At 73.4% G+C, this 13,017-nt stretch carries 16 protein-coding genes; 5 read left to right on the forward strand and 11 right to left on the reverse strand.

The window, feature by feature from the left end:
* Positions 1-2: 2 nt before the first annotated feature.
* Entirely contained in the window at positions 3-1,289 is a 1,287-nt protein-coding gene (locus MTR79_RS14150) for an ROK family protein (protein ID WP_244790484.1), read from the forward strand.
* A gap of 96 nt (positions 1,290-1,385) precedes the next feature.
* Here MTR79_RS14150 and MTR79_RS14155 read toward each other — a convergent pair whose 3' ends face one another.
* The 5 genes from MTR79_RS14155 to MTR79_RS14175 all read right to left on the reverse strand — a co-directional run bounded on the left by MTR79_RS14155 (position 1,386) and on the right by MTR79_RS14175 (position 6,105).
* Positions 1,386-1,658 (reverse strand): hypothetical protein, encoded by a 273-nt coding sequence (locus MTR79_RS14155; protein WP_086704004.1) that lies wholly within the window; start codon positions 1,656-1,658, stop codon positions 1,386-1,388.
* Between the two features lie 65 nt (positions 1,659-1,723).
* Complete coding sequence (locus tag MTR79_RS14160) at positions 1,724-2,755, reverse strand: SDR family oxidoreductase (RefSeq protein ID WP_086704002.1); 1,032 nt, start codon at positions 2,753-2,755, stop codon at positions 1,724-1,726.
* Positions 2,756-3,111: 356 nt separating this feature from the next.
* Positions 3,112-4,320 (reverse strand): aromatic acid exporter family protein, encoded by a 1,209-nt coding sequence (locus MTR79_RS14165; RefSeq protein ID WP_086704001.1) that lies wholly within the window; start codon positions 4,318-4,320, stop codon positions 3,112-3,114.
* A gap of 46 nt (positions 4,321-4,366) precedes the next feature.
* On the reverse strand, positions 4,367-5,023 hold the full coding sequence (locus MTR79_RS14170) for an HAD family hydrolase (RefSeq protein ID WP_244790486.1): 657 nt from the start codon (positions 5,021-5,023) through the stop codon (positions 4,367-4,369).
* The gene (locus tag MTR79_RS14175) at positions 5,020-6,105 is read right to left on the reverse strand and encodes a PHP domain-containing protein (protein WP_244790488.1); all 1,086 of its coding nucleotides are present in this window, start codon (positions 6,103-6,105) and stop codon (positions 5,020-5,022) included. Before MTR79_RS14175 ends, MTR79_RS14170 begins: the two co-directional genes overlap by 4 nt.
* 127 nt (positions 6,106-6,232) lie before the next feature.
* Here MTR79_RS14175 and MTR79_RS14180 point away from each other — a divergent pair, with 127 nt between their 5' ends.
* Positions 6,233-7,042, forward strand: coding sequence for an SDR family oxidoreductase (locus MTR79_RS14180; protein ID WP_048454931.1), 810 nt, complete (start codon positions 6,233-6,235; stop codon positions 7,040-7,042).
* Between the two features lie 60 nt (positions 7,043-7,102).
* Positions 7,103-7,378 carry a hypothetical protein gene (locus MTR79_RS14185; protein ID WP_048454930.1) on the forward strand — a complete coding sequence of 92 codons (276 nt, stop codon included), beginning with the start codon at positions 7,103-7,105 and terminating at the stop codon, positions 7,376-7,378.
* A 58-nt stretch (positions 7,379-7,436) separates the two neighbouring features.
* On the opposite strand, the gene MTR79_RS14190 is transcribed toward MTR79_RS14185, so the two are convergent.
* The 3 genes from MTR79_RS14190 to MTR79_RS14200 all read right to left on the reverse strand — a co-directional run bounded on the left by MTR79_RS14190 (position 7,437) and on the right by MTR79_RS14200 (position 9,147).
* The gene (locus tag MTR79_RS14190; RefSeq protein ID WP_107500478.1) at positions 7,437-7,913 is read right to left on the reverse strand and encodes a VanZ family protein; all 477 of its coding nucleotides are present in this window, start codon (positions 7,911-7,913) and stop codon (positions 7,437-7,439) included.
* Positions 7,914-7,983: 70 nt separating this feature from the next.
* Complete coding sequence (locus MTR79_RS14195; RefSeq protein ID WP_189364532.1) at positions 7,984-8,646, reverse strand: DUF4230 domain-containing protein; 663 nt, start codon at positions 8,644-8,646, stop codon at positions 7,984-7,986.
* Between the two features lie 126 nt (positions 8,647-8,772).
* Positions 8,773-9,147 carry an STAS domain-containing protein gene (locus MTR79_RS14200; RefSeq protein WP_244790491.1) on the reverse strand — a complete coding sequence of 125 codons (375 nt, stop codon included), beginning with the start codon at positions 9,145-9,147 and terminating at the stop codon, positions 8,773-8,775.
* Positions 9,148-9,381: 234 nt separating this feature from the next.
* Between MTR79_RS14200 and MTR79_RS14205 the strand changes: the two genes are divergently transcribed.
* Entirely contained in the window at positions 9,382-9,774 is a 393-nt protein-coding gene (locus MTR79_RS14205) for a VOC family protein (RefSeq protein WP_086703640.1), read from the forward strand.
* 82 nt (positions 9,775-9,856) lie between these two features.
* Here the strand turns inward: MTR79_RS14205 and MTR79_RS14210 are convergent, their stop codons facing one another.
* Positions 9,857-10,168 carry a DUF4235 domain-containing protein gene (locus MTR79_RS14210; RefSeq protein WP_086703637.1) on the reverse strand — a complete coding sequence of 104 codons (312 nt, stop codon included), beginning with the start codon at positions 10,166-10,168 and terminating at the stop codon, positions 9,857-9,859.
* Between the two features lie 41 nt (positions 10,169-10,209).
* Positions 10,210-11,238, reverse strand: coding sequence for a glutathione S-transferase C-terminal domain-containing protein (locus MTR79_RS14215; protein WP_086703636.1), 1,029 nt, complete (start codon positions 11,236-11,238; stop codon positions 10,210-10,212).
* A 105-nt stretch (positions 11,239-11,343) separates the two neighbouring features.
* Here MTR79_RS14215 and MTR79_RS14220 point away from each other — a divergent pair, with 105 nt between their 5' ends.
* A complete protein-coding gene (locus tag MTR79_RS14220) occupies positions 11,344-12,291 on the forward strand; it encodes a cation diffusion facilitator family transporter (protein ID WP_107500474.1) in 948 nt (315 codons plus the stop codon).
* A gap of 76 nt (positions 12,292-12,367) precedes the next feature.
* Here the strand turns inward: MTR79_RS14220 and MTR79_RS14225 are convergent, their stop codons facing one another.
* Positions 12,368-12,811, reverse strand: coding sequence for a nitroreductase family deazaflavin-dependent oxidoreductase (locus tag MTR79_RS14225; protein ID WP_086703632.1), 444 nt, complete (start codon positions 12,809-12,811; stop codon positions 12,368-12,370).
* Between the last annotated feature and the right edge of the window lie 206 nt (positions 12,812-13,017).

The raw sequence follows: 13,017 nt of genomic DNA on the forward strand, positions 1-13,017 counted from the left end.
ACATGGCGGGGAACGGGCGCACGGTGCGCGACCTCAGACGGGCCAACCGCACGGTCGTGCTGCAGCGGCTGTACTTCGACGGCCCCCTCAGCCGCTTCGAACTCGGGCCCGCGACCGGCCTCAGCTCCGGCTCCGTCAGCAACGTCGTCGCCGACCTGATCGCCGACGGGCTGGTCGAGGAGGCAGGCAGCGTGGACTCCGACGGCGGCCGTCCCCGCACCCTGCTCCGCGTGGCCCCGACGAGCGGTCACATGATCGGCGTCGACGTCGGCGAGACCCGCGTCCGCGTCGAGCTCTTCGACCTCGCCCTCACCGAGCTGGCCCGCACCGAACGGCCCCTCGAGCAGCAGCGGTACGAGGTCGAGGTCATCGTGGACCACATCCGCTCCGGCATCGACGAGGTGCTCGCCGTCGCGGACCTGGCACCCGAGCGGCTCCTCGGCGTCGGCATCGGCGTACCCGGCATCGTCGAGCGCACCGCCGACCGGGGCGCGGTGGTGCACGGGCAGACCATCGGCTGGGACGCGGTCCCGCTGGAGTCCCTGCTCCGCGACGGCTCCCCGCTGCCCGACGGCGTGCCCTACTTCATCGACAACGGCGCCCGGACGCTCGGCCAGGCCGAGATGTGGTTCGGCGCCGGACGCGGCGCGGGCAACGCCCTCGTCGTCCTCTTCGGCTCCGGTGTCGGCGCGTGCCTGGTCACCCCCGAGGTGCGGCACGGCCGGGCGGTGGAGTGGGGGCACCTGACCGTGCGGGTCCGGGGCCGCCGCTGCCGGTGCGGCGCGCTGGGCTGCCTGGAGGCGTACGCGGGCGCGGAGTCGCTGCTCGCCCGCTGGCGCGAGGAGGGCGGCCGGGTCCCGGTGGACACCGACGAGGAGACGGCGCTGACCACGATGCTCGCCGCCGCCTATCCGGCCGACGGCGCCGACCCCGACCCCGTCGCCCTGGCGGTGCTGGAGGAGACCGCCGAGTACCTGGGCGCGGGCCTGTCCGACCTGATCAACCTCTTCCAGCCGGAACGTATCCTCATGGGCGGCTGGGCCGGCCTCCAGCTCGGCTCCCGCTTCCTGCCGGCCGTACGCCGCCACGCCCTGTCGTACGCGCTGCGCCATCCGGCGGAGCGGGTCACGATCGAACTCGGCAGACTCGGGCCGGACGCGGTGACGGTCGGCGCGGCGATCCTCCCGCTGGCCGACTTCTTCGACCGGGGCGGCCGCCGCCCCGACCCGGACCCGGCCGTCCCCGCACCCGCCTGGCGCACGGCCCTCCGGGACCGCGTCCCGCGCTGAGCCGCGTCGCGGCCTGCGCCGACCGGGCGGGCCACGGGCCTGAGCACCCCGACCGGCGCCTCAGGACTGCGTCCCGCGCCGGCGACGGCGGGAACGTCAGCCCGTCGACTCGTCCGGCACCGGCGCTTCCGGGTAGGACGCCGCCGAGTGGGGCGCCCCCTGGCGGCCTGTGCCCGCCTCGTCCGTGTCGGGGACGTCCTCCTCGGACTCCGGCTCCTCCGACTCCTCGGCCTTGCGCTCGCTCTCCCGCTCGGCGGCGGCCGGCGCGACCTCCCAGGGGTCCTCGTCGGGGCCGGCCTGCTGGTCCGGCAGGTCCCGGGGGACACCCACGCCGTTCTCACCGGGTCCCTCGAGGCGATGGTCGGTCACGACGCTCTCCCTTCATCCGTACGGCCCTCGCGGGTACCCCGCGCGGCCCCGCGCAACCGTGCCGCTCAGCCGACCGCGCTGCCGTGCAGCGGCGCCGTGTTCTCCCCGGCGCCCTGCCGCATGCCCCGCAGGAACTCCTCCACCACCTGCGTCGCCGTGCGCGTCGGCCGCCAGCCGAGCTCCACCCGCGCCCGCGTGCAGTCCATCAGCGGCAGCCGCAGCACCGCGTCGAACAGGTGCGGGGAGGCCGGCAGCAGCCGCAGCCCCCACGCCGCCGCGACCGCCGACCGGGCCGCGGCGCGCGGCAGCCGCACCCGGCGGGTACCGAACATCTCGCCCAGCAGTTCCACGTCCACCGTCGGCTCCGCCGCCAGGTTGTACGGCCCCCGTGCCTCCCCGGACAGCACCGCCAGCCGGTAGGCCTGCGCCGCGTCGTCCGTGTGCAGCACCTGCATCCGCAGCCCGGGGATGTCCGGCAGGAACGGCAGCAGGTCGGGACGGGCCAGCTGCCCCGGCAGATAACGCCCGCCGAAGATGCGCCGCTGCTCGCTCGCCGACTCGCGCTTGAAGAGGAACGCCGGCCGCATCCGTACCACCCGGAGGGCGGGCCGGTCGCGCTCCACGATGTCCAGGGCCCGCTCCAGATACGCCTTCTCCCGGCAGTACGCGGCGTCCGGCCAGCCGTGCGTCGGCCACGACTCGTCCACCGCGTGATCCTTGGGGCCGGGGGAGTAGGCCCCCACCGACGAGGCGTGCACCAGCGCCGGCACCTCGGCCCGGGCCACCGCGTCGAACACCCGCATGCTGCCGAGCACGTTGCTGCGCCAGGTGGTCGCCGGGTCGTGCGTGGGCTGGAACGCCCAAGCCAGATGGATCACCGCGTCGGCGCCCGCGAACTCCCGCACCAGGTCGAACCGGTCCGAGGCCAGGTCCACCGCCGCCCACTCGGTCTTCGGCGGCGACCAGTCGGGGATCCGCCGCGCCAGCCCTCGCACGGAACCCACCTCCGGTTCCTCCGCGAGGGCCCGCACCACGCTGGTCCCGACGTTCCCGGTGGCGCCCGTGACGACGACCCTGAGTCCCGCTGCGCTGCTCACGTTCCGCTCCCTCCGGCCGCACTGCTCCGCGGAGCGGTCCGGGTACCCCGCGCACGGGAGCGCTCACGCCGGCCGCGGTCGGACGGGCGCGAAAAAGAGTGGGGACACGGAATGGAGCCCCGGCCGCGACGGGGGAATCACGGCCGGGGCGGCAATCAGGTGGGTGCGCATGGCGGTCGCCTCTCGGCGAATGGCTCCACAGGGCTTCAGCCGAACGATCGTCCCTGTGGGCGAATGGTGAGGCCCGGGGACACTGTCCCATCCGCACCCACGGTCTGTTCAACGGGCAACGGCCTCGCTGTGTTCCGCCCACGGCCCTGTACCGCGGTGACGTGCGTCACCACCTGCGGCGACGGTCAGCGGCCCCGCGCCTGAGGGTTCAGGTCCGCCCACAGGTTCTCCGCCTGGAGCACCAGTGTGCCCAGCACCGCCGTACGGGCCGCGCCCTGGCCGGCCTCCTTGGTCAGCCCTTCCTGGAGCGCGCTGTGCAGGTCCCGCATCGCCGCCTCGGTGCGCTCGTCCAGCAGCGGGTCGCCGGGTTCCTCCTCGCCCAGCAGCCGGTCCGCCTCCGCGCGGCAGCTGTCCCCGAGCAGCTCCAGCAGCTTCCCGTAGGAGCCCAGCACCTCGGGGTCCGGTGAGGCCGGGGAGCGTTCCTCGTCCGCGGCGACGGCCAGACTGCGGGTCAACGCCGTGACATGACCGGTGATCCGGCCGAGCCGCTCGTCCTCGTCCTCCGGCGGCAGCGCATCCGTCGGCGCCCGGTGCAGCTTGCGCAGCGCCCCGGACGTCAGCCGCAGGCTCTCCCGGCTCCAGCCGCGCGCCGAGCGCAGCGCGTCCAGCCGGTCCTGGAGCCGCTTCGCCGCGTTCAGCCGGCCGACGGCCGTCTGCGCGTCCCACTCGCCGTCGCGCAGGTCCCCGGCGACGGCGCTGAGCACCTCGCCCGCCTCCCTGGCCAGCGCCGCCAGGTTCTCCCGCACGTCCCGCAGGTGGACCGGCGGCAGGATCAGCGCGTTCACCGCGACGCCGATGACCGCGCCGAGCGCGGCCTGCCCCAGCCTGTGCCCCACCGCTTCCACGCTCACCGTGCCCGACGCGATGGTGAACACGGCCGTGGTCGCCGCGTAGATGCCCTGGTCGCCGAAACGGGGCCAGTTCGACAGCAGCACCAGGACCGGCACCGACAGGGCGAGCGCGCCCGTGGTGTCGTCGGTGACCGCCTGCGCCCCCGACGCCACCAGCGCGCCGATGCAGATCGCGGCGAACTGCCGCGCCCCCGTCACCAGCGAGCTGTAGACGGTGGCCTGCACCAGCACCAGCGCGACCCACGGGGCCATCAGCGCCATCGGGTCGTTCAGCCACACCTGGGCCACCAGCCAGGCCAGGAGCGCCGCCAGCGCCGCCTTCAGCGACTGGACCAGCAGATCCCTCTCCCGCCCCGGCCCGCGGACCGCGGCACGCGCCGCCTGCCCGACCGACTGCGTCTCCCAGCGCACCGCGTCCACGGCCCGGGCCAGCCGTCCCGTCGTCGCTCTGTCGCTCCCCGTCCCGTTGATCACCCGCGTCATGGACCTGCGGTTTCCCTGTCGCACCGGTGGGCAAGCATGCGCAATCTCATGCCAAGGGGGAGTCGGCCAGCGACGCCAGCAGGTGCGCCGGATCGTCGTACACCACGTCCGCGCCCGCCTCGGTCAGGTCGGCGCGCGGGATGCCGCCGCACAGCAGGCCCACACAGCGCACCCCGGCGCGGGTCCCCGCCCGCATGTCCCACACGGTGTCGCCGACGAACACCGCGCGTTCGGCGGGCACCCCGGCCAGCTCCAGCGCGTGCTCGACGGGCTCGGGCGCCGGCTTGCCCTCGTCCACGTCATCGGCGCTCGCCGTCGCGGAGATCGCCCGGTCCGCGTCGATCGCGCGGCGCAGCGCGCCCAGCTCCGCCCCGCCGGCCGAGGTGGCGAGCACCACCGTCCAGCCGCCGTCGTGCAGCCGCTCCAGCAGCCGCCCTGCGTCGGGAAGCGCGGGCAGCCGGTCGAAGTACTGCCCGTAGAGCGTCTTGTGCGCGGCGCTCAGCTCCGCGTCGCGGGAGGTGTCCCGGTCCTCGCCGAGGACGTGCGCGATCAGGTCGGTGGAGGGCAGCCCCACGGCCCGGTGGACGGCGTGCATGGGCACCTGGTGCCCGGCCTGCCGGAACGCCTCCCACCAGGCCGTGACGTGCAGATGGTTGGTGTCGGCCAGAGTGCCGTCGACGTCGAAGACCGCCGCCCGTGTCATGAAGGTCCTTCCTCTCCTCGCGGACCGGTACGGGTACCACCGCCGCCGCCCGTCACTCCGGCCGGCGTCCTGCGCTCCCGCGCCCAGGCGAGCAGCTCCTCCAGCGACCAGGTGGTGACCACCCGCTCGGGCGGCACCCCGCACTCCTCGGCGCGGGCACACCCGAGGATCTGCCAGTCCAGCTGCCCGGGCGCGTGCGCGTCCGTGTCGACGGAGAACAGCACCCCCGCGTCCACCGCCCGCCGCAACAGCCGCCGGGGCGGGTCGAGCCGCTCGGGCCGGCTGTTGATCTCCACGGCGGTGCCGGTCTCCGCGCACGCCGCGAACACCTCGTCCGCGTCGAACTCCGACTCGGGCCGTCCCCGCCCGCTCAGCAGCCGCCCGGTGCAGTGCCCGAGGACGTCGGAGTGCGGGTCGCGCACGGCGGCCACCATCCGGCGGGTCATCGACCGGGCGTCCATCCGCAGCTTGGAGTGCACGGACACCACGACCACGTCCAGTCGCTCCAGCAGCTCCGGCTCCTGGTCGAGGGAGCCGTCCTCGAGGATGTCGCACTCGATGCCGGTGAGCAGCCGGAACGGCGCCCACCTCTCGTTCAGCGCCGCGACCACGCCCAGCTGCTCCCGCAGCCGTTCGGCCGACAGCCCGCGCGCCACGGTCAGCCGGGGGGAGTGGTCCGTCAGCACCGCCCACTCGTGGCCGAGACCGGCGGCGGTGCGGCCCATCTCCTCGATCGGGCTGCCCCCGTCCGACCAGTCCGAGTGCAGATGGCAGTCCCCGCGAAGCAGCGCACGCAGCTCTTGGCCGGCCCGGTCCGCGGGCTCCTGCTCGGCCTCCTCGCGCAGCTTGCGCAGATACCCGGGGACCTGCCCGTCCAGCGCCTCCACCGCCACCTGCGCGGTCTTCGGCCCGACGCCCTTGAGCCGCTCCAGCGTCCCGGCGGCCGCCCGCTCGCGCACCTCGTCCGGGCCCAGCTCCGCCAGCGTCCGCGCCGCGGTGCGGAAGGCACGGACGCGGTACGTCGGAGCCAGCGCCCGCTCCAGCAGGAAGGCGATGTCCTCCAGCGCCTCGACGGGGTCCATGGTCACCTCCTCGCTCCAGGGTTCCCCAGGGCGCCCGGGGCCGCACGCCGCGTCCGGCGGAGATTGGCCCGCGCCGCCGCGGGTACTGCGACCCGGCACCCCGGACACCGACGACGAGGAGGCCCGCATGTCCCTCTCCACCCCCGTCAACGGCAAGGTCGCCGTGATCACCGGCGCGGACTCCGGCATCGGCCGGGCCACCGCCGTACGGCTCGCCGCCGCCGGCATGGACGTGGGCATCACGTACCACAGCGACCGGGAGGGCGCGGAGGAGACCGCCGAGGAGGTGCGCTCGCACGGCTGCCGCGCCGAGGTCGTCCATCTGGACCTGACCGCGCTGCCCGGCGCCGCGGACACGGTGGACGCGCTGTGCGAACGGCTGGGACGTGTCGACGTGCTGGTCAACAACGCCGGCACCGGCACCATGACGCCGTTCCTCGACCTGGAGCCCGAGACGGTGCGCGAGGTCCTGGACGTCGACCTGCTCGGCCCGTTCCTGTGCTCGCAGAAGGCGGCGCGGCACATGATCCGGCAGGGTGAGGGCGGCCGGATCGTCAACGTGACCTCCGTGCACGAGCACCAGCCGCGGGTGGGGGCCGCCCCGTACTGCGCGGCCAAGGGCGGGCTCGGGCTGCTCACCCAGGTGATGGCGCTGGAACTGGCCGAGCACGGCATCACGGTGAACGCGGTCGCCCCCGGCGAGATCGCCACCCCCATGACCGGCCAGGAGGACACCGACCCGCGCACCGAGAGCCGCCCCGGCATCCCCCTCGGCCGCCCCGGCGACGCCCGGGAGGTCGCCGCGGTGATCGCCTTCCTCTCCGGCCCCGACGCCTCGTACGTCACCGGCGCCTCGTGGAGCGTGGACGGCGGGATGCTCCGCATGGGGCCGCAGGCCGGTTCGCACCTGACGAACGACGTCTGGCGCCGCCCCTGAGCACCTCGGGCCTTATGCCCGGAAAGCCGTGATCATGCCGTTTGGGTCTACTCTCGATGCATGACCGAAAGCGCGAGTCCGTACATGTCGCAGCCGCGGATCACGGTGCTCGGGGTGCAGCCGGGACCTCCGCCGTTCCGGATCGTGGAGATCGACGGACAGGTCGTCGGCGAGGCCAGGGACATCACCGACGTGCTGCAGGCAGCCGCCGCGTACGGCATCAGGGTGCACGACCTGGACGACCCCGACACGGTCCGCTGGGTGGGCGGGGACAAGTTCACGTGGTCCTCGCGCCAGGCCCCCCGGGTCCGCGAGCAGCAGAAGGAGCAGCCCTAGGCAGCCGTACGCCTCCGCCCGCCGGGGACGGAGGCGTACGGCGCGCTGTGCCGCGGGCTCACTCCTTCTTGCGGTGCGTGTGCACCGCCCGGCTCATCCGCCGGCCCACGAGCAGATAACCGAGCAGCGCACCCGCGGTGTTGAGGATGACGTCGTCGATGTCGAAGGCGCGGCCGGTGACCAGTGCGCCCTGCGCCACCTCCACCAGCAGCATCACCACGGCCGTCAGGAAGAGGATCCGCAGGAATCCCCGGGTGCGGGGCGCGACGACCGGCGCGAGCACCCCGAAGGGCACACCCAGCAGGATGTTGCCGCCGATCTGCTTGAACGCGTCACGCAGCGCCGGCTGGTCCAGATAGGCCTGCAGGGAGCGGCCCGGGTGCAGGTTGGTGTGCGTCAGGGCCTCCGAGGCGGGGGACGGCTGGAGTGTGAGCCGGGCCAGCACCACCGCGAAGACCACCATGAAGGCGACGGCGCACAGGAGCACCAGCAGCCTGAGGGGCAGCGGAAGCGGTCGGGGGGCAGCGCGGGCCATCGGAAGTCCTCCAGTCGTCAAGGTGCGTGAGTGCTACGGCGGTTACCCCCGGTCGGACCGGACAGTCCGGTCAGCCGCCGAAGGTGATCCGCACCCGTTCGAAGCCCAGGGAGCGCAGCAGGCCCTGGAGCATCTCCCGGGTGTTGGCCTCCGCCCGCGCGGTCAGCTCGCTCTCCTCGGCCGCCTCCCGGATGTGCCGCACGGCGAGCTTCTGCACGGCCTGTTCGCTGTTGGGGTTGTCCGAGAACAGATCCCCGAGCCGGTCGAGCAGGCCGCGCTGCTTGGAGACGGCGTAGGAGCGGTCCACGTCCAGCGCGGGAGTGCCGAGACGGGCGTGGGGCAGCCGCAGGGAGGCGGAGGTGCGGTCCTCGTCCACGCGGACGTCGCCCTCCTTCAGCCCGCCGAGGTCCACGTAGGCGTCCACGGTGCCCGCGCCCACGTACAGGGTGCGGCTGCCGCGGACCGCGTCCGGCAGGAACTTGGTGTCCTTCTCCAGGTCCACCACCACCTGGAAGTTGCCCGAGGCGGCGTCGTAGCGGCTGATGTCCTGGATGGACTCCAGCAGCGCGGGCCCCGAGCGGTCGCGGGTCTCCGTGCCGAACAGGTCCTTCAGGCCCGGCAGTACGCTCAGCCGGATCCCGGCGAACAGCACGGCCAGCACCACCACCGTCGCGCCCAGCGCCTTCACCCAGCCGGGCACGCGCGCGGTCGGTCGCTTCACCGGAGTCGTCATGGCGACGGCCCTCCTTCCCTCCCGTCCGGATGCCCGCCATCTCACGGAACAGACCGGGCAGTTGGGGGACCGGCCCCGGCACCGGGGGCACGGAGGGGGCGCACGGGCGGGCGGACCCGCGGCGGGCTACGCGGGCCCGGACCTCGACCCGGGCGCGGTCAGCGCCGAGTCCAGGGAGGGCCACGGCGGCAGCAGCCGGGTCAATCCGGTGACCCTCAGCACCCGCAGGGTCAGCGGATGGACGCACACCAACTGCAGGTGTCCGTCGGCGAGCCGGTGCCGGGCCCGGTGGAGCAGGCGCAGCCCGGAGAGGTCGAAGAAGGTGATGTGGGTCAGATCGATGACGACTCGGGCGTCCGGGTCGGCGGTCGCCAGATCGAGGTGCGGCACGATCTCCCCGGCGGCCGCGATGTCGATCTCACCGTGCAACTCCAGCACGGTGTGGCCCCGGTCGCGGCGCACGCGCAGATGCCGCGTCAGCGGCGGGGGTTCGAACCGCACGACGCCATCGCCTCCAGCCTGCTCCAAGCTCCCGGAAGGGCCGCCGGTCCCAACACCGGTTCCCTGTAAGCAAGTTACCTGCGGACGACTGCATTTGAGCATGTTCGAATGACATATGTCTTCGCTCTGTGACCGAGTTTCTCGCCACTTTGATCGATGAGTGAAAACGGTGAGCGCGGACAGGTGTCACCGGAGGGGGCCGGAGCGCCCCGCATCCGAGGCCGCGGAGGAGACATGGCACTGGTGACCACGGGCGTGGTGGTGCTCGACTGCGCCGAACCCGAGAAACTCGCCGAGTTCTACAAGGAGTTGCTGGAGGCGGAGCACGTCGACGCGAGCGCCAACCGGGTGGAGGTCCGCACCGGCGAGGGTTTCCGCCTCGCCCTGCGCCGCGACATGAACGCGACCGCCCCGAGCTGGCCGCGCCCGGAGAACTCCCTCCAGGCGCACCTGGAGTTCGTCGCGGAGGATCTGGACGGGGTGGAACGCAGGATCGTGAGTCTGGGCGGCCGCCCTGTGGAAAGCGGGGACCCGTCCGGCGCGGCCGAGGAACGCGGGTACGCCGACCCGGCGGGTCACTCCTTCACCGTGCGGAGGGGCGTGCCGATGGCACCGAAGCAGGGGTGAGAACGCCGGTGGGGCTGACCATGGTCAGCCCCACCGGCCGTTCGAGGAGCGGGGTCCGGGGCGGAGTCCCGGGGCGTCGGGCTCAGTCGCGGCCCCCCTTGTCGGGAACCGGCCACGTCCCCGTGGACCGCTCGATCGCCTTCGCCCCGGCGCGATCCACCGCACTCCGCACCACCGCGAAGATCGCCCCCTGAATCGCCGCGGCCAGCAGAATCTCGCCCCAGCCGCGGTCGCGGTCCAGCGCGTCCGGCGCGTTGTCCTCCTTCTTGATCACCTTCCAGGTCTTCTGGAAGGCCATGCCCGCCACGGTGCCGCCGGTCCAGCCCAGCGCGAAGCCGATCGGCTTGTACGCCAGGGGCAGCTTCTTCTTCGCCTTCTTGCTCTTCTTCGCCACGTCGCTTCTCCTAGATCGGGTCGGTCGTCAGGGATGGTGGGTCAGGGGCGGCCCGGCGCCGGGATCTCCTCACCGGGCGGCACCGGGCCGGGCGGGGTGCCGTCGCCGAAGGGCCGGCCGCCCAGCTCCTCGCGGTGATGGGGAGTCGTCCAGCCGGACAGGCCGGGCCCGAGGGGGACGATGCCGGAGGGGTTGATGCCGGTGTGCACCTGGTAGTAGTGCCGCTTGATGTGGTCGAAGTCGACGGTGTCGCCGAACCCCGGCGTCTGGTACAGGTCGCGGACGTACGCCCACAGCACCTGGCTCTCCGTCAGCTTCCACAGGTTGCACTTGAAGTGGCCGTGATACACGGGGTCGAACCGCACCAGCGTGGTGAACAGCCGGATGTCCGCCTCGGTGATGGTGTCCCCGACCAGGTACCGCTGCCGCTCCAGCCGCCGCTCCAGCGACTCCAGCCGCCGGAACAGCCGCGTGAAGGCGGCCTCGTACTCCTCCTGCCCGGTGGCGAAACCCGCGCGGTACACCCCGTTGTTGACGTCCCGGAAGACGTCGTCCATCACCGCGTCGATCTCGTCGCGCAGCTTCTCCGGGTACAGGTCGGGCGCCCCCTCGCGGTGCAGGGCCGTCCACTCGGTGGCGAAGTCCAGGGTGATCTGCTGGTAGTCGTTGGTGACCAGCTTCCCGCTGGGCACGTCCACGACGGCCGGCACGCTCACCCCGCCCGGGTAGTCCGTCTCCCGGCGGTCGTACGCCTCGCTGAGGTAACGGATGCCGAGCACCGGGTCGCGGCCGTCGGGGTCCAGGGTGAAACGCCAGCTGCGGTCGTCCTGGACCGGGTCCGCGACGGCCAGGGACACCGCGTCCTCCAGTCCCAGCAGCCGCCGGGACACCAGCGCCCGGCTCGCCCAGGGACAGGCGCGGCTCACCACCAGCCGGTAACGCCCGGCCTCCACCGGCCACCCGTCTCGCCCGTCGGCGGTGATCCGGTCCTGGAAGTGCGCCGGGGACCGTTTGAACGCCTTCCTGCCGTACGCGCTGTTGCCGCCGCCCGCGTCGTCGCGGCCGCCCATGGTGGTCTCCCTCTGTCGTCGTTTTCACGTCGTCCCTGTCACCGCGTTCCCCGTTTTCCCCCGACCGCACGGTATGAGCTGGGCCGACCGGGGCAATTGCCCGTCGTGACTACACGATCGGATCGCAGAACGCGGCTCACCGTCCTGGTGGCGCTCGCGGCCAACCTCGTGATCGCCGCCGCCAAGGCCGTAGGCGGCCTGGTCGCGTCCTCCCCCGCGCTGCTGTCGGAGGCGGCGCACTCGGTGGCGGACAGCCTGAACGAGATCTTCCTGCTCGCCGCCCTGCGCCGCAGCCGCCGTCCGGCCGACCGCCGTCACCCCTTCGGCTACGGCAAGGAGCGGTTCTTCTGGTCGCTGCTCGCGGCCGTCGGCATCTTCGTGATGGGCGGCTGCTTCTCCTTCTACCAGGGGATCGACGCGCTGCGGAGCGGGGGAGAGGAGCACCTCAGCGGGTACGTCGCCGGGCTGGTCGTGCTCGGCGTGGCCCTCCTCGCCGAGGGCGGCTCGCTGCTGCGCGCCCTCTACCAGGTACGCCGTCAGGGCGGCGGACTGGGCGATCCGGCGCTGCGCACCGTCATCGCCGAGGACGGCACCGCGGTCGTCGGCGTCACCCTCGCCATGGCCGGCATGGCGCTGCACATGATCACCGGGCAGGTGGTGTGGGAGGCGTCCGCCTCGCTCGCCATCGGGCTGCTGCTGGGATACGTCGCCTACCGGCTCGGCCGCGAGGCCCGCGACCAGCTCATCGGCGAGGCCGCCGACCCGCGGGCCAGCGACCGGATCCGGGAACTGCTGCGCGCCCAGCCCGAGATCGACAGCGTGGAGGCGCTGTTCACCATGAAGACGGGCCTCGACACCGCCCTGGTGGCCGCCCGTGTCGACCTTGTGCCGGGACTGGACAGCGAGCGGGTGGAAGAGGTCGCCGTGCGCATCAAGCGGTCCATCGTCCGCGTGGTCCCCGAGGCGGCCCAGGTCTTCCTGGACGTCACCGAGCGCGGCGCGGCGGAGGCATGGGAGGGCCCCGCCGCGACGGGGGAACGCGGCGGGGCCTGACGCTCGTGTGCCCGGCGGCCGGGGCTTCATGCGCGACCCGTCCGGGACAATCTCCCGGACCGCCGCACCGGCCCCGTCAGCCCTGGGCGGAGCGCTCCAGCACGAACACCGGGATCTCCCGGCTGGTCTTCTTCTGGTACTCCTCGTACTGAGGGAACGCCTCGACCGCGCGCTTCCACCACTCGGCCTTCTCCTCACCGGTGACCTCACGGGCCGTCACGTCCCACTTGGCCGTGCCGTCCCGGAGCTCGGCCTGCGGATGGGCCTTCAGGTTGAAGTACCAGACCGGGTGCTTCGGCGCACCGCCCAGCGAGGCGACCACCGCGTACCGGCCGTCGTGCTCCACCCGCATCACCGGGGTCTTGCGCAGTTTGCCGCTCTTCGCGCCCCGGCTGGTGAGCACGACGACCGGCTTGCCCTGCAGCGTCGTCCCCTCCGTGCCGCCGGACCGCTCGATCAGGTCCACCTGTTCCCGCACCCAGGCCGTCGGGCTGGGCTCGTACTCGCCTTCGAGAGGCATGGCATCCGTCCCATCGTTCTCGCGTTGTGCGGTCGGGTCGATCATCGCTCCCCACCCGCCGCACCCGGAAGTCGTCCGCGCCGGGCGGCGTGTCCCGGCCGTGGAGGACCAGTGCCCGGGAAACATGGTCCGACCCCCGCCGCGCGGGCAGGCCGGGCGGGCGGGTTGAGAGCAGCGGCACGACCCCGTTTCCATGGACGCGGGCC

The sequence above is a fragment of the Streptomyces sp. BJ20 genome (assembly GCF_022869105.1).
Classification (GTDB): Bacteria; Actinomycetota; Actinomycetes; order Streptomycetales; family Streptomycetaceae; genus Streptomyces; species Streptomyces griseoincarnatus.

Coding starts and splice junctions, on each gene's coding strand:
- MTR79_RS14215 (WP_086703636.1), bottom strand. CDS start 11,238: ATGGGCGGCCGCGACGACGCGGGCGGCGGCAACAGCGCGTACGGCAGG.
- MTR79_RS14170 (WP_244790486.1), bottom strand. CDS start 5,023: ATGACACGGGCGGCGGTCTTCGACGTCGACGGCACTCTGGCCGACACC.
- MTR79_RS14165 (WP_086704001.1), bottom strand. CDS start 4,320: ATGACGCGGGTGATCAACGGGACGGGGAGCGACAGAGCGACGACGGGA.
- MTR79_RS14195 (WP_189364532.1), bottom strand. CDS start 8,646: ATGACGACTCCGGTGAAGCGACCGACCGCGCGCGTGCCCGGCTGGGTG.
- MTR79_RS14175 (WP_244790488.1), bottom strand. CDS start 6,105: ATGGACCCCGTCGAGGCGCTGGAGGACATCGCCTTCCTGCTGGAGCGG.
- MTR79_RS14190 (WP_107500478.1), bottom strand. CDS start 7,913: ATGGCCCGCGCTGCCCCCCGACCGCTTCCGCTGCCCCTCAGGCTGCTG.
- MTR79_RS14180 (WP_048454931.1), top strand. CDS start 6,233: ATGTCCCTCTCCACCCCCGTCAACGGCAAGGTCGCCGTGATCACCGGC.
- MTR79_RS14205 (WP_086703640.1), top strand. CDS start 9,382: ATGGCACTGGTGACCACGGGCGTGGTGGTGCTCGACTGCGCCGAACCC.
- MTR79_RS14150 (WP_244790484.1), top strand. CDS start 3: ATGGCGGGGAACGGGCGCACGGTGCGCGACCTCAGACGGGCCAACCGC.
- MTR79_RS14185 (WP_048454930.1), top strand. CDS start 7,103: ATGACCGAAAGCGCGAGTCCGTACATGTCGCAGCCGCGGATCACGGTG.
- MTR79_RS14225 (WP_086703632.1), bottom strand. CDS start 12,811: ATGCCTCTCGAAGGCGAGTACGAGCCCAGCCCGACGGCCTGGGTGCGG.